Here is a 26,165-nt window from a genome sequence, read left to right as displayed (position 1 = left end):
GACGGCCCCCGGCTGCGACCGCATCCTCACTCGTGTCGGGATGCCCGGGCGTCTGCGGCGGGTTTGAGTACTTCCCTGCACCACGTCCGGAAGTCCGTGGCCGTCGGCTCGGCAGTCGCCCAGTCCGCGTCGTAGATGCCGTGGTCCTGTGCGGCGAACGCCTCGGTCAGGTCCCTGACCGTCTGGTCGCCGGCGCCCTGGGAGCGGAGCAGCGATGCGTGGTCGTGGATGCTCATGCGGCGGTAGGTGACCGGACGTCCGAGTTCCTGGCTGATCACCTCGGCCATGCCGTCGGGGCTCAGGCGGTCGGGGCCGAACACGGGGAGATTCTCCTGGCCGGTCCAGGACGGATCGGTGAGGAGACCGGCGGCGGTGCCGGCGATGTCCTGGGTCGCGATCGACGCCAGTGGCAGGTCCGCCGTACAGGTCAGGCAGAACACGCCTTGCTCCTGGATGGCGTCGAGCTGCCACAGGAGATTCTCCATGTAGAAGGGCATGGACAGGGCCCGGTACGCCGCACCGGACGTGCGGAGTTCGGCGTCCATCGCGAAGGCCGCCGAGAGGACACCGGCCGGGGTGGGCCAGCCGTGCCCCGCGCTGGAGACCCCGACCACGTGGCCGACATCGTGGCGGGCGATGGCCGCGGCGCCTGCCCGGGCGAAATGGACATAGTGCGCCTCGGCGCTCGATGCTCGCGGGTTCGGCGGGACGAGCCAGAACAGTGCCTTGGCGCCGGGCAGTGCCTGGTCGAGCACCGCCGGATCGTCGTGGGAGCCGCTGACGGTCTCGGCCTGTTCGCGGACCGACTCGTCCAGGCGCGAGGCGTCCCGGACGATGACCCGGATCTTCTCGCCCTGGTCCAGTAACCGGCGGACCAGCTGGTCTGCCGATCTGTCCTGTCGGTGTGGTGACAACGATCATCGGACGTCCTTCCAATCGGAACATGAACTCCGGTTCCGGATATTAGGGCGGCTTCCGCGCAACGTCAACTACAGTGGATCGACCATGACCGCTCCCGAACGCCCACTGCGCGCCGACGCCCGGCGCAACCGCGAGTCCGTCCTCGACGCCGCCGGCCAACTCTTCGCTCAGCGAGGCGACGCCGTGCAGATGGACGAGATCGCCGAGCACGCCGGCCTGGGCGTCGGCACCCTCTACCGGCACTTCGCCGACAAGCAGGCGCTACTCGCGGCGATCATCGGGCGCCGATTCGAGGCGATGACGACAATCGCCCGCGCCGCCGAGGCGACCGAGGACGCCTGGACCGCGTTCGAGACGCTGCTCTACGGCTACCTGGAGTCAGCGCAGGCCGACGCGTCCTTCCGGTTCGCACTCCTCGGCTCGGCAGAGCCACGCTGGAGCGACATCGCCGCCGAGAAAACCGACTTCTCGGACATCACCGAACGCATCGTGCAGCGCGCCGTCAAGGCCGGCCACCTCCGTGAGGACTTCCGCGCCCACGACTTCGTCCTCATCACGCGCGGAGCCATGGCCAACATGACCGGCACCGCTGACTGGCGCAGGCATGTCGCCCTCTTCCTCGAGGGCATCCGCCACCGCGGACGTTGATCCGATGCCCGCGGCGGCAGGGCACGGATGCACCCCGCCGGCATGACGGGACACCAGCGCGTCCCCACGGCTGTCCGACGGCACCGTCCGGGCCCCCTGCCGCGGCCGCCGGGACGAGTTCCAGGCAGGCCGGCAGGCCGTGAACGTCTCCCGTGCCGAGGTCCGCGCCCTCGGTGAGCAGGCCATCGGGATTCCGAAGACCTGACGGCTCCCGGCGCCGGCATCGGCCGCCGACCTGAGCGGGCGCCATGTCGTCCCCGGGCCGTGAACGCTTCCTTCGCCCGGCTCAGGGCGCCAGCACGACCCTGCCGAATACCTCCCCCGCGTCCATCGCGCGGTGGGCCAGCACCGCCTGGTCCAGAGGCAGCACCTCGTGCACGACCGTGCGCAGGGACCCGTGCGCGGCATCGGCGAACTGGGACGACCGTACGGCCTGCCGGTCGGGGCCGGGCACGGTGTCGGAGCTGAAAGTGGCGAACGACAACGACCTGCGGAAGGCGTCCATCAGCCGCATGCCGAAGTCAGCCGGCGGCTGGCCGCCCACCACACCGACGGCCACATACCGTCCGTTGGAGTTCAACTTGTTCAGGAATAGAGGAAGCCGGGGTCCCCCCACGACATCGATCACCACGTCGAAGCCCGCCGGTGCGTCCGGGCCGCCCTCGCCGGAGCGGTCGAGGACATGGGTCGCGCCCAGGTCTCGCAGGCGGGCGCCACGCGCCACCGACGAGGCGGTGACCGCCACCGCGCTGGCGCCGTCCCTGGCCGCGAGCTGGACCGCCGTGATCCCGATGCTGCCCGCCGCACCGCGCACGAGCACCGTCTCACCGGGCGTGAGACGGGCCCGGTCCAGGGCGAAAGCGGCGACCACGCCGGAGCCGCCGAGAGTCACCGCGTCGGCGCCGGTCAGTCCGTCGGGCAGCGCGAGGACGTCCTCGACCGCGGCGACGGCCTGCTCGGCATACCCACCGGACAGGCCGGTGAACGCCCACACCCGCCGTCCGATCCACGAGGCGTCCACGCCCTCTCCCACCGCGGTGACCCTTCCCGCGACCTCGCTGCCGAGGAGATGGCCCTCCCGGAAGCCGTGGGCGGCAAGCGTTCCCCGGCGGATCACCGCGTCCACGCCGCCCGCCCCGATCGCCTCCGTGGCGATCCGCACCTGCCCCGGGGCAGGAACGGGCACGGGCACATCGACGACCTCCAGGCCATCGGGGTCCCCGAACGTCCTGATCACGACGGCTTTCATCTCTGCTCCTCGGGTCGGTGGTTGCTGCGGCCGTGGTTGCCGAGCCGGCCCGTGCAGCCGGGGCATCACCGGCGAAGTACCGGGACGGGACGGCAGCACCGCCATCGGACCGTAACGAGCGGCCCCGTCCGCCCGGCTAAAGTGAGAACGATGGCCGGCCATTTGCCTCGGACTGTGCGCTCCGACGCCCGCGACAACCGGGCCCGCATCCTGGACGCCGCCCGCGCGGTGTTCGGCGAGGAGGGTTTGAGCGCGCCCATGCGCGAGGTCGCACGGCATGCGGGCGTCGGCCCCGCCACGCTGTACCGGCACTTCCCGACCAAGCAGGCACTGATCGCGCAGACCTTCGCCGAGCAGCGGCGAGCCTGCCGTACGGCCGTCCGTGACGCCCTCACGGACTCGGACCCGTGGCACGGATTCCGTAGCCTGATCGAGCGGATCTGCGAACTCCACGCGGACAGCCGGGGGTTCGCCGACGCCTTCATGGCGGCCTTCCCCGAGGCCATGGACTTCGCCGCTGACCGGGAGCAGACTCTGCGCGCGGTCGGCGAACTGGCCCGCCGCGCCCAGGAGACCGGCCGGCTGCGCCCCGGCTTCGTCGTCGACGACCTGATCCTCATGCTCAAGGCCCACCAGGGCCTCCAGGACACGCCGCGTGCCGCCCGGGCCACGGCCTCCCGCCGCTTCGCCGCCTACGTGATCGAGGCGTTCCGCGCCGCACCGGAGACCGGGGCGCCTGCGCCGCTGCCGCCGGCGCCACGCCTGTAGCTCGCGTACTCGCGCAGCACGCCATGAATCCGTCACCCGGAGGTCCGCCCATGCAGGCAGACCGACAGCCTTGCCGGATCCCTGCCGCAGCCAGGACGGGAAGGGCCCGTTGTGTCGCTGTCGGCTCCGGACGGCGCGGATGAACACCGGCGCCGCGGCGCCCGGTCGCGTTGTTACCGGATGCGGACAGACCAGAGCGAACGGCCCCCGCCCCGGCGTCATCTCTTGGGGTGCAGCGAAACAGCCGATGCGGCCGGACGCCCTGCGGGAGCAGGGGAGGTGCCGTGTCCTGGCAGACCATGGGGGAGCTTCCATCATGACCACGCACCGTGCCCGCCGTACCGCCCGTTCCACCGCCCTGGCCGCCGTCACCGCCGCGCTGGCGCTGGGCCTGACCGCCTGCGGCAGCGCCGATGAGGGCTCGAAGGCGGCGGGCGGCCACCACACCGCCGGCGCCGCGCAGAGCCGGTCCTCGACCGACGGGAACCGAAAGGGCGGCGCGGAGCAGGCCGGCAGCGGTGGTGACTCCAGGGAAGGGGCGCGCTCGACGACCCTCTCCGGCCGGACGGACCAGGTCGCGAGCAAGGTCACAACGGCCGGCGCCCAGCAGTGCCGCGGAGACGAGATGCTGGTCACCGCGGTGCACCGGTTCGCCGGTCAGCAGGGCGACCATCTGCTGGTGACCGCGGTGAACGAGGGCACCAAGCCATGCTGGGTCACCTCGTACCCGGCCGTGGTGCTCGACTGGAACGTCGACAACGTCGCACTGCCGCACTCGAAGAAGAACAACCCGGGCGGCGACAAGCACATCACGCTCCGGCCCGGAGGCAAGGCATACAGCGCGGTGAACCTCTTCGACTACGGCTCGAAGCACCACACGGCACGGTCGTTCGCCATCGCGCTGCGCGGCCCGGACGGTCACAACGGCCCCTTCTACTCCGTCGGCGTCAAGGGCCAGAAGCCGCAGTTCAGCTGGAACGAGGCCGACGTCCTGAACTGGAACACCGAGAAGCCGTACGACTTCTGACGGACGGTCGGCCAGGTCTCCGTCCGCATCCGGCGCCGCGGCCGCGGGGGTGAGGCATGGCCGGACGGAGCCTAGTCCCCGGCGGTCCACGCTTCGTACGACGTCCAGGCCCGCAGTGCGCGTCCGGTGACGAACGTGTGCTCCGTGCCGGTGACCGGGTCGGTGAACTCCAGTCTGCGGGCGAGCAGCTGGAGCGGGCGGCGGAAGTCGCCGGCCGGTACGGGGCCGGTCACCTCGGGGTAGAGCGGATCGCCGAGGACGGGCACGCCCAGGGCGCTCAGATGCACCCGCAGCTGGTGGGTCTGCCCGGTCGCCGGGAGGAGCCGGTAGCGGGCCAGTCCGCCTCGGTGGCCGACGAGCTCCACCCGCGTCTCGGCGTTCGGTTCGCCCGCCACCTCCCGGGCGGCCGGCACCCCGCGCTCCTTCACGATCCTGCTGCGCACGGTGCGGGGCAGGACGAGCGCGGGATCGTACCGCGCGACCGCCTCGTACTCCTTGCGGACCAGCCGGTCCCGGAACAGCGTCTGGTAGGCGCCCCGCTCCGCGGGCCGCACGGTGAACAGCACCAGCCCCGCGGTGAGCCGGTCCAGGCGGTGCGCCGCCGTCAGCTCCGGGAGGTCCAGCTCGCGCCGGAGCCGGGCCAGCGCGGTCTCGGCGACATGCGAGCCGCGCGGGGTCGTGGCCAGGAAGTGCGGCTTGTCGGCCACCACGATGTGCTCGTCCCGGTGGACCACCTCCACCGGGAACGGCACCGGCACCTCCGCGGGCAGCTCGCGGTGGAACCATACGAACATCCCCGGCCGGTACGGCGCCTCGGGGGACACGGGCCGTCCGTCGGCGCCGACCACCAGCCCCGCGTCGAACATCGACGCGACGGCTCCGGGCGCGGCGCCGGTCAGCCGCTCCACCAGGTGCTCCCGTACGGTCGCCCACGTCCCGTCCACGGGCAGCCGCACCCGTACGGGGTCGACACCGTGGCGCTGGGGGAGCGGGGCGGGCGGGGGCGGCGTACGGCGTCTCACCGGGTCAAGGGTACGGGGGGCGGTCACCCGGGCGGCGGCCGTAAATGAGTGGGCCACCGGCCACCGGCTCGGCAGGATGGGGATCATGCCGTTCCTCAGCAGCCCGGTCCTGTTCCCCGGGGCTCTCTCCCGCATCCCCCAGCCCGTTCTCGCGGCCGGTGACGGCCTGGTCCTGCGCCCGTGGCGGGCCGGGGACGCGCCCGCCGTGCACGCGGCCTTCCAGGATCCGCTGATGCACCAGTGGCACCTCAGGTCCTGCGGCTCGGCCGAGGAGGCCGCCGACTGGATCACGCGGTGGCGCAAGGGGTGGGAGGCCGAGCAGGACGCCCAGTGGGCCGTCGCGGACGAGATCACGGACGAGCTGCTGGGCCGGGTCGCGCTGCGCCAGATCCTGCTCGGGGACGGCGTCGCCGAGGTCGCGTACTGGACGGTGGCGGGGGCCCGCGGCCGGGGCATCGCCCCGCGTGCCACATCCGCGCTGGCCCACTGGGCCTTCGAGGAGATCGGCTTCCACCGCCTGGAGCTGTCCCACGCCCTCGCCAACGAGGCGTCCTGCCGCGTCGCCGTCAAGGCCGGCTTCACCGTGGAGGGCACCAAGCGCAGCGCCCTGCTGCACCCGGACGGCTGGCACGACATGCACCTGCACGCACGCGTGCGGGGCGACGGCGCCTGACGGGACCGGCGGCCCGGCCGCGCCTGCCCGTCTCGCTCAGGCCGCCGTCGCCGCGCCCTCCTGCTCGGCCTCGATGCGGGCGTTCCACTCCCGCTTGGAGGCCTGCCAGCCGTCCTCATTGTGGCCGAGGCGCCAGTAACCGGAGATCGACAGATCCTCGCGCGGGAGCTCCCGTTCGACGCGCAGCAGCCGGCGCAGTTCCTTGACGAACCCCGCCTCCCCGTGCACGAACGCCTGCGGCCGGCCCTCGGGGAACCGGAGTCCCCGTACGGCCTCCAGCAGGGCCTCGCCGACCGGCCGGTCCCCGCGGTGCAGCCAGACGACCGGCACCTCGGTGTCGATCTTCTGCTCCTCCTCGGGTCCGGAGACCTCGACGAAGGCGTGCGCACGGGTGCCGGCGGGCAGTGTCTCCAGGGCGCGGGCGATGGCGGGCAGGGCGCTCTCGTCACCGGCGAACAGATGCCAGCCGGCCTCGGGGTCGGGCGCGTAGGCGCCACCGGGGCCCATGAAGCGCACGGTCTCGCCGGGACGCACGCGGGCGGCCCACGGCCCGGCCAGGCCCTCGTCACCGTGGATCACGAAGTCGAGGGTCAGTTCCCGCTGCTCGGGGTCCCAGGCGCGCACGGTGTACGTCCGGGTCACCGGCCACTGCTCGCGCGGGAACTCGGCGCGGATCCGTTCCACGTCGAAGGGCTCGGGGTAGGTCACGCCGGGGGCGCCGAACAGCAGCTTCACATAGTGGTCGGTGCAGGTGTCCGCGGGGAATCCGGCGAGGCCCTCGCCGCCGAGCACCACCCGCTGCATGTGCGGGGTCAGTCGTTCGGTCCGCACCACCTGGGCGGTATGGGGCTTGCGCGGCTTTCGTCCGGGACGTTCTGCCATCACGGCCTCCTGCATATTGGTTAGGTATACCTAAGTTAACACTCGCTTTCTGTGAACACTCGGTTCCCGGGGGCCCGATGACGGCCCTTTGCCGGAATATTCCGGTCAGGTCCCCGTCAAGGCCGCTCCGCCAGTGTGACCAGCAGCCGCTGGAGGGAGCCGCCGAGACCCCACTGCCGCGCCAGGTCCTCCAGGGCCGCCGGGTCACGCGGGGCGCGCGGCAGGGCGGTGTCGACGTCCGGCAGCGGCACGTCGTCGGCCACCCGCACCACCTTCGGCGCGACCGCGACATACGGCCGGGCCTCGGTGAGCCGCCTGCGCTGCGACGGCGTGAGTCTCGCCCGGGGATCGTCGACCGCCGCCATGATCCCGGCCAGGTCGCCGAACTCGGCGAGCAGCTTGGCGGCCGTCTTCTCGCCGATGCCGGCCACGCCCGGCAGGCCGTCGCTCGGGTCGCCGCGCAGCAGCGCCAGATCCGCGTACCCCCGGCCGTCGACGCCATACTTCTCGCGCAGCGCCGCCTCGTCGGTCAGCTGGAGCGTGCCGACGCCCTTCAGCGGGTACAGCACCCGGATCCCGCGCCCGTCGTCCACCAGCTGGTACAGATCCCGGTCGCCCGTGACGATGTCCACCGGCTCACCGGCGCGCGCGGTGAACGTGCCGATCACGTCGTCGGCCTCGTACCCGGCGACCCCGACGCGCGCGATCCCGATCGCGTCCAGCACGTCCTCGATGACCGGCACCTGTGGGGCGAGGGTGTCGGGCACCTCCTCCTCGTCCGGCGCGTCCGCGCGCTCCGCGGCGACCCGGTGCGCCTTGTAGGTGGGGATGAGGTCGACCCGCCACTGCGGCCGCCAGTCGGCGTCCATGCAGGCCACGAGCCGCTCCGGCCGGTGGTCGCGGACCAGCCGGTCGATGAAGTCCAGCAGTCCGCGCACGGCGTTGACGGGTGTGCCGTCCGGCGCCTTCACGGAGTCCGGGACGCCGAAGTAGGCGCGGAAGTACAGCGAGGCGGTGTCGAGGAGCATGAGTCGTCCGGTCACGTTCGCATCATGCCGTACGGCACCGACAGCGACCCGGCTCCGGCGGTGCTCCCCCTTACGGAAAGAATCAGGACAATCACCCGAGGTGACGGGCGGCGGTCCGTGCGGGGGCGCGTGGCCCGGCTGGTCGGCGTGTTCCCGCGCCGCCGGGGCCGGATTTCCGGGTGGTCCCGGTGCCTGGGATGCTGGCGCGAAAGGTGAGGTCGGAGGGGCACGGGCATGTCAGGGATGTGACCGCACGTGAAACGGTGCGCCGAACATGCGTAGGGTGCAGAGAAGTCATCGGGAGAGGTGTGCCCCTGGGCGGGCACCCGGACAGCGGCACGACGAATGAGGGAGGGAGCCGGAGCGATGGGCGACCACAAAGAGCAGCAGCCCGTGCGGGTGGGCGCGGCCGTCCGGCGGCGCCGGCGCGTGCTGGAACTGACCCTCGCCGTCGTGGCCGAGCGCAGCGGCCTTTCCGTGCCCTTCCTCAGCCAGGTCGAGAACGACCGGGCCCGTCCGAGCCGTACCTCCCTGGAGAAGCTGGCCGACGCCCTGCGCACCACGGCCGTCGAACTCCTCGCCGCGGCCGATCCGGCGGCCAGCGTCGACGTGGTCCGGGCCGAGCAGGTCGCCGAGGGCGACTTCGACCCGCGGACCCGCTCCCTGGTGCGCGGCCACCACCAGCTGCACGCCTCCGAGTTCACCGGCGATCACGACGCCGGCCGCGAGTTCCAGCACCGCAACGACGAGCTGATGTACGTCGCCGACGGCGCCGTGGAGATCGAGGCCGAGGGCCGGGCCTACCGCCTGGGACGCGGCGACACCCTGTACCTGACCGGCGGCGTCCGGCACCGCTGGCGGGCCACGGTCCCGGACACCCGGGTCGTCGTGGTGGCGGTCGCCGAGCACATCGAGGCCGTCCAGGACCGGTCGCGTTAGGTGCGGGTCGTCTCGCTCGTCCCGTCGCTGACGGAGGCTGTCGCCGTCACGCTCCCCGGGGTGCTGGCCGGTGCCACGGACTGGTGCGACCGTCCGGCGGACCTGGACGTCGCCCGGATCGGCGGTACGAAGAACCCGGACGTGGACCGGATCGTCTCCCTGGCCCCCGACCTGGTGATCGCCAACGAGGAGGAGAACCGCGCCCCCGACCTCGCCGCCCTGCGCGCGGCGGGACTGGCGGTGCTGGTCACCGAGGTGCGCACCGTGCCCCAGGCCCTCACCGAGCTGGACCGGGTGCTCACCGCGTGCGGCGCGTCCGGGCGGCCGGCCTGGCTGGCCGAGGCGGAGGCGGCCTGGGCGGCCCTGCCGGAGCCGGCGGAGCGTAGGACGGCGGTCGTACCGGTCTGGCGCCGCCCCTGGACGGTCCTCGGCCGGGACACCTTCGCCGGCGACGTCCTCGCCCGCCTGGGCGTGGACCACGCGTACGCCGCCCACTCCGAGCGGTACCCCCGCGTCCCGCTGCACGAGCTGCGCGCGGCGGACCCGGACCTCGTCGTCCTCCCCGACGAGCCCCACCGCTTCACCGCCGACGACGGCCCGGAGGCCTTCCCCGGCCTGCCCTGCGCCCTGGTCAGCGGACGGCACCTGACCTGGTACGGGCCCTCGCTGGCACGGGCGCCGCGGGTGCTGGCCGCGGCCCTGCGAGCAGCTCGCCGCTGAGCAGGCCGCGTACGGTGCCGCAGGCCGCCGCGAGCCACCCCGCCACCAGGACGGCGTACAGGCCGGTGGCCAGGACGTCGTACACGGCGAGGCCGGTGTGGCGCGCGAGGGCCGCCGCACCGGTCACGCAGGTGCCCACCGGGAAGGTGAACGCCCACCACGTCAGCGTGAACCCCATGCCGTCGCGCCGGGCCCGCACCACGAGCGCGGCCGACAGCGCCAGCCACAGCAGCGCGAACCCCATGACCGGCACCCCGTACAGCACGGCGAAGACCGCGAGACCACGGTCGTACGGGGCCGGTACGACCCCCGGAGCGGCGTCCGCGACCAGTGCCACGGCCGTGGTGGACTGCCCGAGCGGCCCCAGGACCAGGAACAGGGCCGGGGCGAGCGCGGGCGGCAGCGGCCCGGAGGCGATCAGCCGGGCGAAGACCAGCGGCAGCGTCAGCAGCACGGCCAGCAGGCTCAGCCCGAACAGCGCCAAGCAGCCCAGCAGCAGGGTCTCGCGCGGCTGGCCCGGCGGCAGATGCGGCACGAGCAGCGGGCCGGCCGCGGCCGACACCATGGGCGCGACGAGCGGCAGCAGCCACACCGGCGTCGCCTCGGCGGCCCCGGGGCGGTGCCGTACGGCCATCAGGTACGGGACGGCCACGGCGGCCCCGAGCCCGGTCACCGTACCGGCGGTGAACAGCACGGTGTCCAGGGCGACCGCCGCGCGCGTGCCGATCAGCTCCCGCCCGGCCGTCAGGGCGCCGCCGCCCACCGCCAGCAGGGCCATCGCCAGACAGCCGTAGAAGGAAGCCGTCGCCGGGTCCAGGAGGTGGGCGCGGGCCTGGTCGCCATGGCGGGACCAGTGCAGCGCCCGGGCGGCCAGCAGAGCCACCAGCAGGAGCAGGGACAGCGCCCAGACGGCCGCGAAGACACCGTGCGGGCCGTGCGCGGGCCCGGACAGCGCGACACCGGCCGAGCCGACGATCGCGGTGCCCATGACGCAGGCGTACCAGTTCGGGCCGAGGTGCCGGAACCGGGCGGCGCGGGGCAGGGGCTGGGCTGCGGTGACCATGCGTCCACGGTGCCGTCACCGGCCGCCCCTGACCAGGGAGTTCCGTCCTATGAGGGCATAAGCTGGTCTTATGAGTGAGGTGGAGGGGCGGCAGACACGCAACGAATCGCTGGCGCACCGGGTGCCGGACCTGGGCGCGCTGGAGCTGCTGCTCGCCGTGGCGCGGCTGGGCAGTCTGGGAGCGGCGGCCCGCGAGGTCGGCATCACCCAGCCCGCCGCCAGCAGCCGGATCCGTTCGATGGAGCGGCAGCTCGGGGTGGCCCTGGTCGACCGCTCGCCGCGTGGCTCCCGGCTCACCGACGCGGGCGCCCTGGTGACCGACTGGGCCCGCCGGGTGGTCGAGGCCGCGGCGGCCTTCGACGCGGGGGCGCAGGCGCTGCGGGACCGCCGGGACTCACGCCTCCGGGTCGCGGCGAGCATGACCATCGCCGAGTACCTGCTGCCAGGGTGGCTCCTCGCCCTGCGCGCCCAGCGGCCCGACACGGCCGTCTCGCTGCTCGCCGGGAACTCCGCCAAGGTCGCGGAACTGCTGCTGGCCGGCGAGGCCGACCTGGGCTTCGTGGAGGGCCTGACGACGCCGGCGGGCCTGGACTCGGCGGTGATCGCCCACGACCGCCTGATCGTCGTCACCGCCCCCGGCCACCCGTGGGCCCGCCGCCGGCGCCCGCTGACCGCGGCGGAACTGGCCGCGACCCCGCTCATCCTCCGCGAGCGCGGCTCCGGCACCCGCCAGGTCCTGGACACGGCGCTCGGTGGCCTGGCCCGTCCGCTGATCGAACTGTCGTCGACCACGGCGGTGAAGGCGTCCGCGGTCAGCGGCGCGGGCCCCTCGGTCCTGAGCGAACTGGCGGTGGGGGAGGAGCTGGCGACCCGACGGCTGGTCGGCATCCCGGTCCAGGACATCTCCCTGCGCCGAGCCCTACGAGCGGTATGGCCCACAGGCCACCGCCCCACAGGCCCGGCCCGGGACCTCCTCACCCTGACCAGAACCTGACCCACGCCCCTGCACCCCACCAAGGCCCGCAGGCAACAGCCCGACGCCCCTGTCCCCCTGTCAGGGGCGCGGGGAGCTGCGCGCCCGGTCGCGACGGGCCCGCACCCGCAAACGCTCCGGCATCTGAACGGCCGACGGCCCTGTCCCCCTGTCAGGGGCGCGGGGAGCTGCGCGCCCGGTCGCGACGGGCCCGCACCCGCAAACGCTCCGGCATCTGAACGGCCGACGGCCCTGTCCCCCTGTCAGGGGCGCGGGGAGCTGCGCGCCCGGTCGCGACGGGCCCGCATCCGCAAACGCCCCGGCACCTGAACGGCCGACGGCCCTGTCTCCCTGTCAGGGGCGCGGGGAACTGCCCGCACGGCCACGACGGGCCCGCACCCGCAAACCGCCCCTACTCACGACGCCGCCCCCGCAAACCAACCCCACTCACGACGCCGCCCCCACCAACCCCCGCATCACCCGCAGGTCCTCGCCCATCTCCGGATGCCACTGCACCCCCAGCACCCAGCGGCCCCCCTCCGCCGGCAGTTCGACGGCCTCCACCGTCCCGTCCGCCGCGTAGGCCGACGGCACGAGACCGGCACCGAGCCGCTCGACCGCCTGATGGTGGTACGTCGGCACGGTCAGCTCCTCCGGGACGATCCCGGCGTACAGCGTCCCCGGTACCGGCTTCACCGGGTGCCCGCCGAACACGCCGACCCGTTCCGCGTGCCCGTCCAGGTGCTGCACCAGCGTGCCGCCGAGGGCCACGTTCAGCAGCTGCATGCCCCGGCAGATGCCGAGCACCGGCACGCCCGCCGCCAGCGCCGCGTCGATCAGGGCCAGCTCCCAGGCGTCCCGCTCCGGCGCGGGCGGCCCCGTACGGGCCGAGCGCTCCGCGCCGTACCGCGACGGGTCGACGTCCGGGCCGCCCGCGATCACCAGCCCGTCGAGCCGGGCGACCGCGGCCGGTGCCCGCCCGGGTGTGTCCGGCGGCAGCATCACCGCCAGCCCCCCGGCCCGCTGCACCAGCCGGGGATACGCGGCCGGCAGCAGTGCCGCCTCCAGCTCCCAGACGCCCCAGCGGGCCCCGGCCTCCAGATACGTGCTCACACCGATCAGCGGTCGTACGGTCATGCCAGCCCTCCCCGGACACCGGGACGTCAGACGCTCACCCGTCAAAGGTCGATCCGCGTACCATCACACAACCGGCTCACGCCAGGAACCCCCGCAGCAGCGCCGCCGTTCCCGCGCAGTGCTCCCGCGTCATCTCCCGCGCCCCGTCGGCGTCCCCGTCCAGCACCGCCTCCACCAGCGCGGTGTGCTGCCGCTGGGAGTGCTCCAGGTTGCGTACCAGCAGCGGGATGCAGTCCAGCAGGTCGTTCACCGTGGCCCGGACCGCCGCGTACTGCGCCGTCAGCGACGGGGATCCGCACAGCTCGGCCAGGGTCAGGTGCAGGAGCGTGTCCGCCCGGCGGTAGTCCGCCAGCGGGGCGTCGCGGGTGCGGTCCAGCGCCGCCCGCAGCCGGTCCGCCTGCTCACCGGTCAGCCCGTGCGCCGCGCACAGCCCGGCGGCCCCCACCTCCAGCACCTCCCGGAACCGCAGCACGTCCTCGATGTCGGTCCCGGTGACGCGCCGCCGCAGCTCGTCCTCGCCGCCCGCGTCCGTGCGGGGCAGCACGAACGTGCCGCCGTACCGCCCGCGCCGCGCCTCCACCAGCCCCTGCTCCTGGAGCACCTTCAGCACCTCGCGCAGCGTCACCCGGCTGATGCCCAGCCGCCCGGCCAGCTCCCGCTCGGCCGGCAGCCGCCCGCCGTCCGGTACCAGGCCGAGCCGGACGACCTGGAGGATCTGCTCCAGCGCCTCCTCGAAGCCGTTGCCCGCCCGCACCGGCCGCAGCACCGGAGCGAGCCGGTCGCCGGTGCCGGGCGCACGCGCCCCCTGCCGTTCCGTCTCCCGCGACACCCGCCGTGCCCCCTTCCCAAGCAATGGTTCTCAGCAATACCTTATGGTTCCCGGCCCGGCCGAAAAGCGCGATGGCGCCCAAGGAGGCTCTCCCGTGGCAGTCCGCACAGCCCCGCTCAGCGTCGAGGAACTGCACGCCCTCGTCGCGGGCGGTGAGATCGACACTGTCGTCCTGGCCTTCCCCGACATGCAAGGGCGCCTCCAGGGCAAGCGGTTCGCCGCCCGCTTCTTCCTCGACGAGGTCCTGCACCACGGCACCGAGGGCTGCAACTACCTGCTCGCCGTCGACACCGAGATGAACACCGTCGACGGCTACGCGATGTCCTCCTGGGAGCGCGGCTACGGCGATTTCGCCCTGCGCCCCGACCCGGCCACCCTGCGCCGCGTCCCCTGGCACCCGGGCACCGCCCTGCTCCTCGCGGACCTCGCCTGGGAGGACGGCTCCCCGGTCGCCGCCGCCCCGCGGCAGATCTTGCGCCGCCAGCTGGAGCGGCTCGCGGAACTCGGCTACACCGCGCAGGCGGGCACCGAGCTGGAGTTCATCGTCTTCCGGGACAGCTACGAGCAGGCCTGGGACGCCGGTTACCGCGGCCTGACCCCGGCCAACCAGTACAACATCGACTACTCCATCCTCGGCACCGGCCGCATCGAGCCCCTGCTGCGCCGCCTGCGCAACGACATGGCCGGCGCCGGCCTCACCGTGGAGTCCGCCAAGGGCGAGTGCAACCCCGGCCAGCACGAGATCGTCTTCCGCTACGACGAGGCCCTCGTCACCTGCGACCAGCACGCCCTGTACAAGACGGGCGCCAAGGAGATCGCCGCGCAGGAGGGGGTGTCGATCACCTTCATGGCCAAGTACAACGAGCGCGAGGGCAACTCCTGCCACATCCACCTCTCGCTCGCGGACGCCGACGGCAACAACGCCATGGCCGGGCCCGACGGGATGTCCGAGGTGATGCGGTACTTCCTCGCCGGACAGCTCGCCGCCCTGCGTGACTTCTCGCTCCTCTACGCGCCCAACATCAACTCCTACAAGCGGTTCCAGCCGGGCTCCTTCGCCCCCACCGCCGTCGCCTGGGGGCACGACAACCGCACCTGTGCCCTGCGCGTGGTCGGCCACGGCCGTTCCCTGCGCTTCGAGAACCGCCTGCCCGGCGGTGACGTCAACCCCCACCTGGCCGTCGCGGGGCTGGTCGCGGCCGGTCTGCACGGCATCGAGCGGAAGCTGGAACTCCCCGAACCCTGCGCCGGCAACGCCTACACCGCCGGTTTCGCGCAGGTTCCCACCACCCTGCGCGAGGCCGCCGAACTCTGGGAGAACAGCCCGATCGCCCGGGCCGCCTTCGGTGACGAGGTCGTCGCCCACTACCGCAACATGGCGCGCGTGGAACTGGCGGCCTTCGACGCCGCGGTCACCGACTGGGAGCTGCGCCGCTCCTTCGAACGCCTGTGAGCCGCCCCCGCACGCCAGTCACGCGTCGTCGCCTGTGAAAGGTCCTCACGTGCCCGACTTCCACGAGTCGTCCGACCCCCACGAGTCGTCCGACCCCCACGAGTCGTCCGACCCCCACGAGTCGTCCGACCCCCACGAGTCGTCCGACCCCCACGAGTCGCCCGACCCCCATGAGTCGTCCGGCTCTCACCAGTCGTCCGGCCCCCGCGGGTCGTCCGGTCCGCACGACCCGCACGAGCTGGAGATCCTCAACCCCGCGACCGAGGAGGTCGTCGCCACCGTCCCCGCCGCCACCGCCGAGGACGTGCACGCCGCCGTCGTACGGGCCGGCCGCGCCCAGGCCGGGTGGGCCGCCCTCGCTCCCGCCGACCGGGCCCGCCTGCTCCGCCGTTTCGCCGACGTCGTCGACACCCACACCGAGGAACTCGCCCGGCTGGAGGTCCGGGAGGCCGGCCACACCATCGGCAACGCCCGCTGGGAGGCAGGCAACGCCCGCGATCTGCTCCTCTACGCGGCCGGCGGCGCCGAACGCCTGCTCGGCCGGCAGATCCCCGTCCCCGGCGGCTGGAACGTCACCTTCCAGGAACCCCTGGGCGTGATCGGCGTGATCGCCCCCTGGAACTTCCCCATGCCGATCGCCGCCTGGGCTTCCTTCCCCGCCCTGGCCGCCGGCAACGCGGTCGTCCTCAAGCCCGCCGAGACCACCCCGCTCACCGCGCTCCGGCTCGCCGCGCTCGCCCTGGAGGCGGGCCTGCCCGAGCACGTCTTCCAGGTGCTGCCCGGCCACGGCCACACCGCCGGCCGCGCCCTGGTGGACCACCCGGACGTCGCCAAGATCGTGTTCACCGGCTCCACCCGCACCGGCCGCGAGGTCATGGAGCGCTGCGCCCGCCTGGTCAAACCGGTCACCCTGGAACTCGGCGGCAAGAGCCCCAACGTCGTCTTCGCCGACGCCGACCTCGAAGCCGCCCTCGACCCGTTCTCCTTCCTGGACAACTCCGGCCAGGACTGCTGCGCCCGCACCCGCATCCTCGTCCAGGAGACGGTGTACGAGGAGGCCCGCGAACTCCTCGCCGGCGCGCTGGCCGCCGTCGTCGTGGGCGACCCCGCCGACGAGCGGACCGGGATGGGCCCGCTGATCTCCCGGCGGCAACTCGACCGTGTCCGCTCCTACGTCCCCGGGGACGCCCCCGCGCTGCGCGGCAGCGCCCCCGACGGCCCCGGCTTCTGGTTCCCGCCGACCGTCCTCACCGGCGAGCGGCCGGGCAGCCGGGCCGCCCGCGAGGAGATCTTCGGCCCCGTCGCCGTCCTGCTGCCCTTCACCGACGAGGAGGACGCCGTCCGTCTCGCCAACGACACCCCCTACGGCCTCTCCGGGTCCCTGTGGACCCGGGACCTCGGCCGCGCCCTGCGCCTGTCCCGGGCCGTCCGCGCGGGCAACCTGTCCGTCAACTCCCACTCCAGCGTCCGCTACTGGACCCCGTTCGGCGGCTTCAAACAGTCCGGCCTCGGCCGCGAACTCGGCCCCGACGCCCTGACCGCCTTCACCGAGACCAAGAACGTCTTCCTCAGCACGGAGGGCCCCGCACAGTGACCGCTCAGCACACCGACACCGTCTGCCGCCGCCTTGCCGGCCGTACCGCCGTCGTCACCGGAGCCGGCAGCGGCATCGGCCTCGCCGCCGCCCGCCGGCTCGCCTCCGAGGGAGCCCACGTCGTCTGCGCCGACGTGGACGAGGCCCGGGGCAGGGCCGCCGCCGAGGAGACCGGCGGGCTCTTCGTGAAGACCGACGTCACCGACCCCGAGCAGGTCGAGACGCTGTTCCGGACGGCGTACGACACGTACGGCAGCGTCGACATCGCCTTCAACAACGCCGGTATCTCCCCGCCCGACGACGACTCCATCCTGGAGACCGGCCTGGAGGCCTGGAAACGCGTCCAGGAGGTCAACCTCACCTCCGTCTACCTGTGCTGCAAAGCAGCCCTGCCCTACATGCGCCGCCAGGGCAAGGGTTCCATCATCAACACGGCGTCCTTCGTGGCGCGGATGGGAGCGGCCACCTCGCAGATCTCCTACACGGCCTCCAAGGGCGGCGTCCTCGCCATGTCCCGTGAGCTGGGCGTGCAGTTCGCCCGCGAGGGCATCCGGGTGAACGCCCTGTGCCCAGGACCGGTGAACACCCCGCTGCTCCAGGAGCTGTTCGCCAAGGACCCCGAGCGGGCCGCGCGCCGCCTGGTGCACATCCCGGCCGGCCGGTTCGCCGAGGCGGAGGAGATCGCCGCCGCCGTCGCCTTCCTGGCCAGCGACGACTCCTCCTTCGTCAACGCCTCCGACTTCCTGGTGGACGGCGGCATCTCGGGCGCGTACGTCACGCCCCTGTAGGGACGAAGGTGTACGGTCCGCGCATATGCGACAGCATCTCGCGTGGCTCCTGGCAGCGGCCGCCGCCCTGGCGGCCGCGCCCACCGCTCCGACGACGGCACGCCCCGCCGACTGCCCGCGCCTGCACGGCAGTTGGTACGGCCACAACCGCGCCCGCCTGCAACAGGTCATCGACGCCTACGGCACCTGCTCGGGACACACCGGAGCGGTCGCCGCCTTCGACTGGGACAACACGCTCACCAGGAACGACGTCACCGACGCCACCCTGTCCTGGGCCCTGCGCCACGACCGCCTGCCCCGCCCGGCCCGCTGGAAGGACACCAGCGCCTGGCTGACGGACGCCGCCGACCGAGCCCTCACGGCCGCCTGCGGCACCGGCGCGGGCGCGTCCCTGCCGACCTCGGCCCGGCCCCGCTGCACGGACGAGATCGTGGAGATCCGCGAGAACGGCACCACCATGAGCGGCGCCCCCGCCTTCGCCGGTCACTGGAACCACCGCCGTACCGTCCCGCAGTACGCCTGGGTGTCCCCGCTCTTCGCCGGCCGCACCCCCGCCGACCTCGCCTCCTACGCCCGCGCCGCCCGCCGTGAGGCCCTGGCCGCCCCCGTCGGCGCGACCCGCGTCCTCGGCACCCACACGGTCCCCGCCTACGTCCGCTACTACGACCCGCAGCGCGCCCTGATCGCCACCCTGCACCGCGCCGGCTTCCGCGTGTACGTCGTCTCGGCCGGCGTCGAGCCCGTCACCGAGGTCTGGTCCCGCGCGGTCGGCGTCGACGCCGCGCACACCCTCGCCATCCGCCCGGTCCTCGACCGCCGGGGCCGGATCACCGCCCGCACCGAGGGCTGCGGCGGTGTCCCGGACGGCCGGGGCACGGTCATCCCGTACATCGACGGCAAGCGCTGCCTGCTCGACGAGGAGGTGTACGGCGTCCGGGGCGCGCGGGCCTGGCGACGGCAGCCCCGCGAGCGGCGGCCCGCCCTCGCCGCCGGGGACGCCGACACCGACGTCACCTTCGTCGGGGACGCCACCGGCGCCCACCTCGTGATCAACCGCAACAGACCCGAGCTGATGTGCCGGGCGTACGACGACGCGGACGGCCGCTGGCTGGTCAACCCCATGTTCCTCGCGCCGCTGCCACGCCGGACCGCCCCCTACCCCTGCGCGACCACGGCGTACACCGCGCCCGACGGCACGCACGGACCGCTCCGCCGCCCGGACGGATCGGTGGTGCCGGACCAGCTGGACACGGTCTACTGACCGGCCCTCACAGGAACGTCCGCCCCTCGCCGCGGTAGGTCGGCACGGCCGCCGTCACCGCGCCCCCCTCGATCAGGTGCAGCGTGTCGAACCGCTCGCACAGCTCACCCGCCTTGGCGTGCCGGAACCACACCTTGTCGCCGACGAGCAGGTCGTCGGCGGGCGAGCCCAGCAGCGGGGTCTGCACCTCGCCGGGACCCTCCTGCGGGTCGTACGCCAGCCCCTCCGGCAGATACGGCACCGGCAGCCGGTCGCGGCCGGCGGCGCCGGAGGCCGGATAGCCGCCGCCCAGCACGGTGACGACTCCCACGCCGGGCCGCCGTACGACCGGCAGGGCGAAGAGGGCGGCCGGACGGCCCCTGAACGAGGTGTAGTTGTCGAACAGGCGCGGCACGTACAGCCCCGAGCCGGCCGCGATCTCCGTCACCGCGTCCTCGGCGGCCGTGTGCTGCACGCTGCCCGTGCCGCCGCCGTTGACGAACTCCAGGTCCGGCACGACGGCCCGCACCGCCCGCACGACCGCGGCCCGCCGCTCGGCCAGCTCCCGCCGCGCGGCGGCCTGCATCAGCCGGATCGCCCGCGAGCGCAGCGGCCGCCCGGCCACCGCGTCCCCGACCCCGGCGACATGCCCCTCGTACGCCATGATCCCCACCAGCCGGAACCCCGGCCGCCGGGCCACCGAGCGTGCCAGCTCGGCGAGTTGGGCGGGGGAGCGCAGGGGCGAGCGCCGGGCGCCCACCCGTACCCGGCCGCCGAGCAGTTGCAGCGACGTGTCCAACTCCAGGCAGACGCGCACCACTTCGCGCCCGCCGTCGCGGGCGGCGTCGATGAGGTCCAGCTGCGCCGGGTCGTCGACCATCACCGTGACGGCACCGGCCGGCTTCGGATCGGCGGCCAGCTCCGCGAACCCGGCCCGGTCGGCCGACGGATAGGCCAGCAGGATGTCCTCGAACCCCGACCGCGCCAGCCACAGCGACTCCGCCAGGGTGAACGACATGATGCCCTGGAAGCCGTCCCGGGCCAGGACCCGTTCCAGCAGGGCCCGGCAGCGTACCGACTTGCTGGCGACGCGGACGGGCTTGCCCCCGGCACGGCGGACCAGGTCGGTGGCGTTGGCGTCGAACGCGTCCAGGTCCACGATCGCGAGGGGGGCGTCGAGATGGGCGGTGGCCCGGTCGTAACGGGCCCTGTCAGCGGCGCGCGCAGTCATGACGGAAGAGTGCCAGACAGGATTACCGCAGGGTAGAGGGACGTTCCGGGCAGATGCCGCGGGCCCGCGCACCGGTTCCGTCCCGGCCCCCGCCAACCCGTAGAGTGACGCGCACGTACGGCGCGACGCGCCCGGCACACCCGTCTGAACCGGGATGCCGGTCCGGCCGTACGGGTATGCGTGCCCGACGGGAGCTTCCGTACCGGGCGCGGCCGAGCAGCACAACGGCCCGCGTACGACAAACGGCCCGGGCACGAGGAAACGGGGAGTGCATGAGCACGGAAGCGCGGCACGCTCCCGTCCCGCGACGTCCGTCGACCCCGCCCGGACAGCCCGCCGGCACCGGGCCGCTCCCGCCCGGCACCCAGCATCCGCCGGCCCGCTCCACCCCGCCCCGCCCGGCGGCCGCGCCACGCACCGGCGACCCCTACGACCCCGACGACGAACCCTCGGTCTTCACCCCCCGCACCCCGCGCCCACGGCCCGGCCGGGCCGTACCCGAGGTCGCCGACCCCGTGAGCCCGCCGCCGCCCCCCGCCTCGGCCCGCTTCCCCGACGCCCCACCGAAGCCCGGACACGAACCTGACCGCGGCACCCCCGCCCCGCCCCGCCCGTCCCGCCCCCCCGGCCGACCCGCGCAGGCGGCAGGCACGGACGCGACGACCCCGGTGAGCCGGTCCAACCCCCTGACCTCGCCAGGTCAGGAGCCCCTGGCAGGACGGGTGACCCCGGCGGCCCAGAGGCCCTCGGGAGGACAAGGGGCCTCGGGGGTACGTGGGGAACAGGCGGTACAGGGGGTTTCGGCAGACCGGCCGCCACGGCCAGGTCCGGTGCCCTCGGCAGGCCAGGCAACCCCGGCAAGTCCGGCGGCCTGGCCAGGTCAGGCGACCCCGGCGGGTCCGGTGACCTCGGCAGGTCAGGCAACTTCGGTCGGTCAGGCAACCCCGGCGGGTCCGGTGGCCCCGGCGGGTTCGGCGGGTCCGGTGGGCTCAGCCGGTCCGGCGGCCTGGGCAGGTCAGGCGACTCCAGCAGGTCCGGCGACCTCGCCAGGTCAGGCGACCTCGGCGGGTCCGGTGGGCCCAGCCGGTCCGGCGGCCTGGGCAGGCCCTGCGGTCCCGGCAGGTCCGGTGACGCCGGCAGGTCAGGCGGACATGGCAGGTGAGGCGACTTCGGCGACCGCAGCAGGCCCCGCGGCCTCGGAGGGTCAGGCGGCCTGGGCTGGTCCCGCGGCCTCGACAGGTCAGGCGGCCCCGGCAGGTCATGCAACCCCGGCGGGTCAAGTGACCCCGGCAGGTCAGGCGTCCCCGGCAAGTCCGGCGGCCTCAGCAGGGCAGGCGACCCCGGCAGGCCCGGTCCCCCCGGCAGGGCAGGCGACCCCGGCAGGCTCCGCGGCTCCCGCAGTGCAGACGGCGTCGCCCGGTCGTCCGGCCAAGGCGGCAGGCCCCGCGGCCCCGGTGGCAGTGCCGGGCCCGTCGACGCCGACGGTCCCGGCCGGCCCGGCAGCCCCCGCAGACAGGGAGCGCCCCGCAGCCCAGGCGGCCCCGGTCGCCGCGGGGGAGGCCCCGCCGGAGACGGCCTCCGGTGTGACCGCCCGGTCGCGCCCCGGCCGGGAGGCCAGAGGTCAGGGCGGCGCCCCGGCGGAGGCCGCGTCGGAGACGACGGCCCGGCTCCGCCCGATCCGCCCGGCGTCCTCGGCGTCTTCGCCGTTGCCGACCCCTTCCGCACCCCGCCCGGCGTCCTCGGTCACCTCGCCGTCGTCGCCCCCCTCCGCACCCCCGCAACCCCGGCGCCCCGCCTCCGCACCCCCAGTGCCCTCCGCACCCCCCACCCCTCCCGCGCCTTCCGGGTCCGCCACGCCCCCCGCGTCAGGGCGGTCCGACGGGACGACGCGCGCCGGGACCGCGTGGGGACCTCGTGGCGGCGTCGGTGGGGCGGCCGGTGTCGGTGGTGAGCGTGTCCGGCCCGGGTCCGCCGAGCCGGTGCCCGGTGCCTGGAGTCCGCTCGCCTCCGCCCGCCCCGCGGGCTCCCCGCCCGACCCGGCCCACTCCTGGAGTGCCGCCCCGGCCGCCCGTCCCGTCGTGACGTTCGCGGTGCCCGAGGCGTTCGGCGAGCGGACGCCCGGCCGTCTCGGGCCGCGCACCGCCGCTGCCGCCGCCTGCCTCGTGCTCGGTCTCGGTCTCATCGGCGGTGCCGTCACCGGGAGTTGGCTCACCGGGGACGGCGCGGACCACGCCTCCGCCGACGCGTACACGGCCGCCGGCACGCTCTGGCACAGCGTGCCCGTGGACGGGCTGTTCCCGCCCACCGTCCAGGGCACCGGCGCCGGTCCCGGTGGAGCCGACCGCACCTGGACCCGGATCGCCGTCGCCCCGGACAGCGGCTGCGCCCACGCCTTCGACCCGCTGCTGGGCAAGGTCCTCGCCCCCGTCGGCTGCCGGCGGCTGGTCCGCGCCACCTACACCGACGCCACCCAGACCCATGTCACCACCGTCGGCCTGCTGTTCACCGAGGCCGACCCCGCCGCCATGTCCGCGCTCGCCGCCCGCTTCCGCACCGAGCACCTGGACCGGCGGGCCGACCTGATGCCCCGGCCGTACGCCGCCCCGGGCACGGCCGCCGCCGCGTTCGGCGACCGTCAGCGCGCGTCCTGGACGATCTCCGTCCTCACCGACGCCCCCGTCGTCGCCTACGCCGTCTCCGGCTGGGCCGACGGCCGTACCGTCGACGCCCCCCAGCCCGCCGCGGACGCCGTCGGCTCCGGCGCGGCCACGGCACCGGCCCAGGCCGGCCTCGGCAACGAGGCCCAGGGCCTGGCCGACCGCATCGAACGGCGCCTGCGCAAGACCGTCGGCACAGCCTCGGAGAAGCCCGCATGACGCACATCCGCGCGGCGGCGCTGAGCCTGCTGCTCGCCGGCTCCCTCGTCCTGCTGCCGGCCACCACCGCCCACGCCGACGGCATCCGCGACCGGCAGTGGGCCCTGTCCGCCCTCCATCTGGACCGGGCCTGGCAGACCACCAAGGGCCGGGGTGTCACCGTGGCCGTCCTGGACACCGGCGTCGAGGCCGATCACCCGGACCTCACCGGAAACGTCCTGCCCGCCAAGGACATGATCGGTTTCGGTGCCGGGCCCGGAGACCGAACGTGGGCCCGGCACGGCACCGCCATGGCCGGGATCATCGCCGGGCACGGTCACGGTCCCGGCGACGCCGACGGCGTGATGGGCGTCGCCCCCGAGGCGAGGATCCTGCCCGTGCGGGTGATCCTGGAGGACGGCGACCCGGCCCGCGCCAAGGCCCGTACCGAGCGTGGCAGCGCCCTCGCCGACGGCATCCGCTGGGCCGCCGACCACGGCGCCGACGTCATCAACCTCTCCCTCGGCGACGACTCCGACTCCGCGCATCCGGAGCCCGGCGAGGACGAGGCCGTGCAGTACGCCCTGAAGAAGGGCGTGGTCGTCGTGGCGTCCGCGGGCAACGGCGGCGACAAGGGCGACCACGTCTCCTACCCGGCCGCCTATCCGGGCGTCATCGCGGCCACCGCCGTCGACCGCTACGGCACCCGCGCCTCGTTCTCCACCCGCCGCTGGTACGCGGCGGTCAGCGCGCCCGGGGTCGACGTCATCATCGCCGACCCCGACCACAAGTACTACGAGGGCTGGGGTACGAGCGCCGCGTCCGCGTTCGTCTCCGGCGCGGCGGCGCTCATCCGGTCCGCCCACCCCGCCCTGGCCCCGGCGCAGATCAAGAAGCTCCTGGAGGACACCGCGCGGGACGCGCCGGTGGGCGGCCGGGACGACTCCCGGGGCTTCGGGACGATCGACCCGGCGGCGGCCCTGGAGTCGGCGGCCCGCCTGAAGCCGCAGCGCCTGCGCCCGGCGTCGTACGGCGAGCGGTACTTCGGTGCCGGTCCCGACGCCCCCGGTACCGCCTCCTCGGCCTCCGGCTGGGCGGGCCCGCTGGCGGGCGGCGCCGGCGGGGTCCTGCTGGTCGCGGGCGTCCTGCTGTGGCGGGGCGGCAGGAGGAGACGGCTCAGCCGGCGGTGAACGCGGAGACGGACGCCTTCGCCGCCGCCTCCACCAGCGCGATGCCCTCCGCCTGGCTCCGGGTGCCGTCCGACAGCACCGCCACCAGATAGCCGGTGCCGTCCACCGTCACCCGGCCGACGCTGTTCACGTCCCACAGCCCCGTCGTGCCGCGCGGCAGCCAACCGTTCTTCAGCGCCGAGGAGCCGCCCCGGGCGGCGGCCGACACCCCCCACCGCTGGTCCGCCCGGACCGACTCCATCAGCCCCCGCACATACGCGCGGGAGGCCGCGCTCAGCCGGGAGTCCTCCCCGAACACCTGCCGCAGCAGGACGAGCTGGTCCGCGGCCGTCGTCCGCGTCAGCCCCCACAGCCCGTCCGCGCCGCCGGAGGTCGCGTTCAGGCCGAAGCGTGCATTGGCCGCGTCCAGGCCGGCCGCGCCCCCGATCGTGTGCCACAGCGCCGTCGCGGACGCGTTGTCGCTGTTCTCGATCATTTTCTCGGCGTACGCCCGCTCGGCCGCCGTCAGCCCCCGCCCCGCGTCCGGGGCCCGGAGCAGCAGCGCGGCCAGGATGTCGACCTTGACGATGCTCGCGGTGTCGAAGGCCGCGTCGCCGTACACGGCGCTGCCGCCGGAGTCCGTCTCCAGCACCGCCACCGACACCCGCGCCCCGGACGGCACGGCCACCCGCGCCATCGCCCTGGACAGCAGCGCGTCCCGGTCCACCGCGGGTTCCGTGACGGGTTCCACCGACGCCTCCTCGCCCGCCCCGGCGGAGGGGGGAGGCCGGGAGCGTCGCCGCCGACGATACGGCCGCGTTCCCCGAGCGCGCCCGCTCCCGCACGCAGACCGTGCCGCCGGCGGTGGCCCCGCCCACGGCGACGACGGCGAGCGCGGCACACAGGAGGGGACGGCGCCGGGACGGGCGCCCTCGGCGGCGACGGCGGGCTCGGGAGGATTCCATGCCCGCGATGCTCGGGGCGCGGGCTGTGCGCCCCCTGGGGCCGGGCTGAGGGTCACGTCAGGGAATGCCGGGATTCCTGTGGACGGCGTGCCTCCGGCCCCGCGGCCGGCCGGCGGCCTCCCCCCGATAGGGTCGGTGACCGTGGCGAACAAGAACATCCCCGACCCCGGCTTCTCCGGCGACGACGGCTCCGCCGACCCCCGGCTGAGCGCCGCCCTCGCCGCCTGGGCCGAGGACCGCGGCGCCCTCGGGCCCGTCCTGGAGGCGCTCAAGGGCGCCCGCCTGCTCGTCCCCGTCGTCGCCGTGCTCGGCGAGGTGGAGGAGGACGAGAACGGGCTGCGCCGCGAGAAGACCAGCGACATGGCCGTCCCCACGCTGAAGGCCGGCGACCGCACCGCGCTGCCCGCCTTCACCTCCACCGACTCCCTGGCCCGCTGGGACCCCGGGGCCCGCCCGGTCGCCGTACCCCTGCACCAGGCGCTTCAGGCCGCCGCGCACGAGAAGGCCGACACGGTCGTGCTGGACCTCGCCGGGCCGGTGCCGTTCGAGCTGACCGGCCCGGCGCTGCTCGCCCTCGCCGAGGGCCGCACCAGCATCGACCCGCTCGCCGACCCCGCGGTCGTCGAGGCAGTCCGTACGGCGGTGGCGGCGGAACCCGCCGTGCTCCGCGCCCACCTCGGCCCCGGGCGGGCCGACGGCATCCTCGCGCTCGTCCTCGACCCGGCGGTTGTGCCCGCCGAGGCCGCCCGGGCGGTCGCCGAACGCCTGGCGGCCGACGAGACACTGCGGGCCCGCCTGGTACGCGGCCTCGACCTGGCACTGCTGCCGGCCGGGACCACGCCGCCGGGCGAGCCCCTGTACGTGCGCGGATGAACGTGTGCCGTCGAGCGGACGGACTAGGTTCTGTCCGGCGGATCATGTGACTGTCGGATCCTTTGCTCGTTGTGCCCTGCATGGGGCGGGGTGATCTGACCAATGCCGAATGGGTTCG

Annotated in this window: 24 protein-coding genes and 1 pseudogene; 14 read left to right on the top strand and 11 right to left on the bottom strand. The window is 74.6% G+C overall.

What is annotated here, in order from left to right; all coding sequences use genetic code 11:
- Nucleotides 1-26: 26 nt before the first annotated feature.
- Complete coding sequence (locus ABZ117_RS17585; RefSeq protein WP_356821666.1) at nucleotides 27-914, bottom strand: NAD(P)H-binding protein; 888 nt, start codon at nucleotides 912-914, stop codon at nucleotides 27-29.
- A 91-nt stretch (nucleotides 915-1,005) separates the two neighbouring features.
- On the opposite strand from ABZ117_RS17585, the gene ABZ117_RS17580 reads away from it, so the two are divergent.
- The gene (locus ABZ117_RS17580; protein ID WP_356821664.1) at nucleotides 1,006-1,569 is read left to right on the top strand and encodes a helix-turn-helix domain-containing protein; all 564 of its coding nucleotides are present in this window, start codon (nucleotides 1,006-1,008) and stop codon (nucleotides 1,567-1,569) included.
- 286 nt (nucleotides 1,570-1,855) lie between these two features.
- Here ABZ117_RS17580 and ABZ117_RS17575 read toward each other — a convergent pair whose 3' ends face one another.
- The gene (locus ABZ117_RS17575; RefSeq protein ID WP_356821662.1) at nucleotides 1,856-2,818 is read right to left on the bottom strand and encodes a zinc-binding dehydrogenase; all 963 of its coding nucleotides are present in this window, start codon (nucleotides 2,816-2,818) and stop codon (nucleotides 1,856-1,858) included.
- A 150-nt stretch (nucleotides 2,819-2,968) separates the two neighbouring features.
- On the opposite strand from ABZ117_RS17575, the gene ABZ117_RS17570 reads away from it, so the two are divergent.
- Nucleotides 2,969-3,586: a helix-turn-helix domain-containing protein gene (locus ABZ117_RS17570; protein ID WP_356821660.1), complete on the top strand. Its 618-nt coding sequence runs from the start codon at nucleotides 2,969-2,971 to the stop codon at nucleotides 3,584-3,586.
- Nucleotides 3,587-3,902: 316 nt separating this feature from the next.
- Nucleotides 3,903-4,613: a DUF4232 domain-containing protein gene (locus ABZ117_RS17565; protein ID WP_356821658.1), complete on the top strand. Its 711-nt coding sequence runs from the start codon at nucleotides 3,903-3,905 to the stop codon at nucleotides 4,611-4,613.
- A 71-nt stretch (nucleotides 4,614-4,684) separates the two neighbouring features.
- Here ABZ117_RS17565 and ABZ117_RS17560 read toward each other — a convergent pair whose 3' ends face one another.
- A complete protein-coding gene (locus ABZ117_RS17560) occupies nucleotides 4,685-5,635 on the bottom strand; it encodes a pseudouridine synthase (RefSeq protein WP_356821656.1) in 951 nt (316 codons plus the stop codon).
- Between the two features lie 85 nt (nucleotides 5,636-5,720).
- On the opposite strand from ABZ117_RS17560, the gene ABZ117_RS17555 reads away from it, so the two are divergent.
- Nucleotides 5,721-6,308 (top strand): GNAT family N-acetyltransferase, encoded by a 588-nt coding sequence (locus tag ABZ117_RS17555; RefSeq protein WP_356821654.1) that lies wholly within the window; start codon nucleotides 5,721-5,723, stop codon nucleotides 6,306-6,308.
- Between the two features lie 36 nt (nucleotides 6,309-6,344).
- On the opposite strand, the gene ABZ117_RS17550 is transcribed toward ABZ117_RS17555, so the two are convergent.
- Nucleotides 6,345-7,190, bottom strand: coding sequence for a siderophore-interacting protein (locus tag ABZ117_RS17550; RefSeq protein WP_356821653.1), 846 nt, complete (start codon nucleotides 7,188-7,190; stop codon nucleotides 6,345-6,347).
- 116 nt (nucleotides 7,191-7,306) lie between these two features.
- Nucleotides 7,307-8,233 (bottom strand): 5'-3' exonuclease, encoded by a 927-nt coding sequence (locus ABZ117_RS17545; RefSeq protein ID WP_356821652.1) that lies wholly within the window; start codon nucleotides 8,231-8,233, stop codon nucleotides 7,307-7,309.
- A gap of 351 nt (nucleotides 8,234-8,584) precedes the next feature.
- Between ABZ117_RS17545 and ABZ117_RS17540 the strand changes: the two genes are divergently transcribed.
- Entirely contained in the window at nucleotides 8,585-9,157 is a 573-nt protein-coding gene (locus ABZ117_RS17540; protein WP_356821650.1) for a helix-turn-helix domain-containing protein, read from the top strand.
- Nucleotides 9,158-9,877: a helical backbone metal receptor gene (locus ABZ117_RS17535; protein WP_356821647.1), complete on the top strand. Its 720-nt coding sequence runs from the start codon at nucleotides 9,158-9,160 to the stop codon at nucleotides 9,875-9,877.
- On the opposite strand, the gene ABZ117_RS17530 is transcribed toward ABZ117_RS17535, so the two are convergent.
- Complete coding sequence (locus ABZ117_RS17530; RefSeq protein WP_356821645.1) at nucleotides 9,789-10,940, bottom strand: TDT family transporter; 1,152 nt, start codon at nucleotides 10,938-10,940, stop codon at nucleotides 9,789-9,791. The two genes, ABZ117_RS17535 and ABZ117_RS17530, sit on opposite strands and share 89 nt — an antisense overlap.
- A 70-nt stretch (nucleotides 10,941-11,010) precedes the next feature.
- Here ABZ117_RS17530 and ABZ117_RS17525 point away from each other — a divergent pair, with 70 nt between their 5' ends.
- Nucleotides 11,011-11,934 carry a LysR family transcriptional regulator gene (locus ABZ117_RS17525; RefSeq protein ID WP_356821644.1) on the top strand — a complete coding sequence of 308 codons (924 nt, stop codon included), beginning with the start codon at nucleotides 11,011-11,013 and terminating at the stop codon, nucleotides 11,932-11,934.
- A gap of 426 nt (nucleotides 11,935-12,360) precedes the next feature.
- Here the strand turns inward: ABZ117_RS17525 and ABZ117_RS17520 are convergent, their stop codons facing one another.
- Both ABZ117_RS17520 and ABZ117_RS17515 read right to left on the bottom strand, forming a co-directional pair.
- Nucleotides 12,361-13,050 carry a gamma-glutamyl-gamma-aminobutyrate hydrolase family protein gene (locus tag ABZ117_RS17520; RefSeq protein ID WP_356821642.1) on the bottom strand — a complete coding sequence of 230 codons (690 nt, stop codon included), beginning with the start codon at nucleotides 13,048-13,050 and terminating at the stop codon, nucleotides 12,361-12,363.
- Between the two features lie 76 nt (nucleotides 13,051-13,126).
- Nucleotides 13,127-13,879, bottom strand: a complete 753-nt coding sequence (locus ABZ117_RS17515; protein ID WP_356821640.1) for an FCD domain-containing protein — start codon at nucleotides 13,877-13,879, stop codon at nucleotides 13,127-13,129.
- Between the two features lie 94 nt (nucleotides 13,880-13,973).
- Between ABZ117_RS17515 and ABZ117_RS17510 the strand changes: the two genes are divergently transcribed.
- From ABZ117_RS17510 to ABZ117_RS17495, 4 genes are all read left to right on the top strand, one after another.
- Nucleotides 13,974-15,332, top strand: coding sequence for a glutamine synthetase family protein (locus ABZ117_RS17510; RefSeq protein WP_356821638.1), 1,359 nt, complete (start codon nucleotides 13,974-13,976; stop codon nucleotides 15,330-15,332).
- Nucleotides 15,333-15,570: 238 nt separating this feature from the next.
- Entirely contained in the window at nucleotides 15,571-16,926 is a 1,356-nt protein-coding gene (locus ABZ117_RS17505; protein WP_356821966.1) for an aldehyde dehydrogenase family protein, read from the top strand.
- Complete coding sequence (locus tag ABZ117_RS17500) at nucleotides 16,923-17,714, top strand: 3-oxoacyl-ACP reductase (protein WP_356821636.1); 792 nt, start codon at nucleotides 16,923-16,925, stop codon at nucleotides 17,712-17,714. The genes ABZ117_RS17505 and ABZ117_RS17500 overlap by 4 nt, the downstream gene beginning before the upstream one ends.
- A gap of 25 nt (nucleotides 17,715-17,739) precedes the next feature.
- Entirely contained in the window at nucleotides 17,740-18,975 is a 1,236-nt protein-coding gene (locus ABZ117_RS17495; protein WP_356821635.1) for a haloacid dehalogenase-like hydrolase, read from the top strand.
- A 7-nt stretch (nucleotides 18,976-18,982) separates the two neighbouring features.
- Here the strand turns inward: ABZ117_RS17495 and ABZ117_RS17490 are convergent, their stop codons facing one another.
- Together ABZ117_RS17490 and ABZ117_RS17485 are read right to left on the bottom strand one after the other, a co-directional pair.
- Nucleotides 18,983-20,185, bottom strand: a complete 1,203-nt coding sequence (locus tag ABZ117_RS17490; protein WP_356821633.1) for an amino acid deaminase/aldolase — start codon at nucleotides 20,183-20,185, stop codon at nucleotides 18,983-18,985.
- A 1,621-nt stretch (nucleotides 20,186-21,806) separates the two neighbouring features.
- Nucleotides 21,807-21,932 carry a hypothetical protein gene (locus tag ABZ117_RS17485; RefSeq protein WP_356821632.1) on the bottom strand — a complete coding sequence of 42 codons (126 nt, stop codon included), beginning with the start codon at nucleotides 21,930-21,932 and terminating at the stop codon, nucleotides 21,807-21,809.
- A 331-nt stretch (nucleotides 21,933-22,263) separates the two neighbouring features.
- Here ABZ117_RS17485 and ABZ117_RS17480 point away from each other — a divergent pair, with 331 nt between their 5' ends.
- Complete coding sequence (locus tag ABZ117_RS17480; RefSeq protein ID WP_356821630.1) at nucleotides 22,264-23,061, top strand: hypothetical protein; 798 nt, start codon at nucleotides 22,264-22,266, stop codon at nucleotides 23,059-23,061.
- On the top strand, nucleotides 23,058-24,230 hold the full coding sequence (gene mycP, locus ABZ117_RS17475) for a type VII secretion-associated serine protease mycosin (protein ID WP_356821629.1): 1,173 nt from the start codon (nucleotides 23,058-23,060) through the stop codon (nucleotides 24,228-24,230). The genes ABZ117_RS17480 and mycP overlap by 4 nt, the downstream gene beginning before the upstream one ends.
- On the opposite strand, the pseudogene ABZ117_RS17470 reads toward mycP, so the two are convergent.
- Nucleotides 24,217-25,174, bottom strand: a pseudogene (locus tag ABZ117_RS17470) (serine hydrolase). The gene mycP and the pseudogene ABZ117_RS17470 sit on opposite strands and share 14 nt — an antisense overlap.
- Before the next feature lie 141 nt (nucleotides 25,175-25,315).
- On the opposite strand from ABZ117_RS17470, the gene ABZ117_RS17465 reads away from it, so the two are divergent.
- Nucleotides 25,316-26,047, top strand: coding sequence for an SseB family protein (locus ABZ117_RS17465; protein WP_356821628.1), 732 nt, complete (start codon nucleotides 25,316-25,318; stop codon nucleotides 26,045-26,047).
- The last annotated feature ends 118 nt before the right edge of the window (nucleotides 26,048-26,165 follow it).

Source organism: Streptomyces sp. NPDC006309 (assembly GCF_040613095.1).
Classification (GTDB): Bacteria; Actinomycetota; Actinomycetes; order Streptomycetales; family Streptomycetaceae; genus Streptomyces.
This window is presented reverse-complemented; position numbering and strand designations above follow the sequence as displayed.

What these genes read in the sequence shown, in the direction of transcription:
- ABZ117_RS17580 (WP_356821664.1), top strand. Translation starts at nt 1,006, where the DNA reads ATGACCGCTCCCGAACGCCCACTGCGCGCCGACGCCCGGCGCAACCGC.
- ABZ117_RS17575 (WP_356821662.1), bottom strand. Translation starts at nt 2,818, where the DNA reads ATGAAAGCCGTCGTGATCAGGACGTTCGGGGACCCCGATGGCCTGGAG.
- ABZ117_RS17570 (WP_356821660.1), top strand. Translation starts at nt 2,969, where the DNA reads ATGGCCGGCCATTTGCCTCGGACTGTGCGCTCCGACGCCCGCGACAAC.
- ABZ117_RS17565 (WP_356821658.1), top strand. Translation starts at nt 3,903, where the DNA reads ATGACCACGCACCGTGCCCGCCGTACCGCCCGTTCCACCGCCCTGGCC.
- ABZ117_RS17555 (WP_356821654.1), top strand. Translation starts at nt 5,721, where the DNA reads ATGCCGTTCCTCAGCAGCCCGGTCCTGTTCCCCGGGGCTCTCTCCCGC.
- ABZ117_RS17550 (WP_356821653.1), bottom strand. Translation starts at nt 7,190, where the DNA reads ATGGCAGAACGTCCCGGACGAAAGCCGCGCAAGCCCCATACCGCCCAG.
- ABZ117_RS17540 (WP_356821650.1), top strand. Translation starts at nt 8,585, where the DNA reads ATGGGCGACCACAAAGAGCAGCAGCCCGTGCGGGTGGGCGCGGCCGTC.
- ABZ117_RS17530 (WP_356821645.1), bottom strand. Translation starts at nt 10,940, where the DNA reads ATGGTCACCGCAGCCCAGCCCCTGCCCCGCGCCGCCCGGTTCCGGCAC.
- ABZ117_RS17525 (WP_356821644.1), top strand. Translation starts at nt 11,011, where the DNA reads ATGAGTGAGGTGGAGGGGCGGCAGACACGCAACGAATCGCTGGCGCAC.
- ABZ117_RS17520 (WP_356821642.1), bottom strand. Translation starts at nt 13,050, where the DNA reads ATGACCGTACGACCGCTGATCGGTGTGAGCACGTATCTGGAGGCCGGG.
- ABZ117_RS17495 (WP_356821635.1), top strand. Translation starts at nt 17,740, where the DNA reads ATGCGACAGCATCTCGCGTGGCTCCTGGCAGCGGCCGCCGCCCTGGCG.
- ABZ117_RS17490 (WP_356821633.1), bottom strand. Translation starts at nt 20,185, where the DNA reads ATGACTGCGCGCGCCGCTGACAGGGCCCGTTACGACCGGGCCACCGCC.
- mycP (WP_356821629.1), top strand. Translation starts at nt 23,058, where the DNA reads ATGACGCACATCCGCGCGGCGGCGCTGAGCCTGCTGCTCGCCGGCTCC.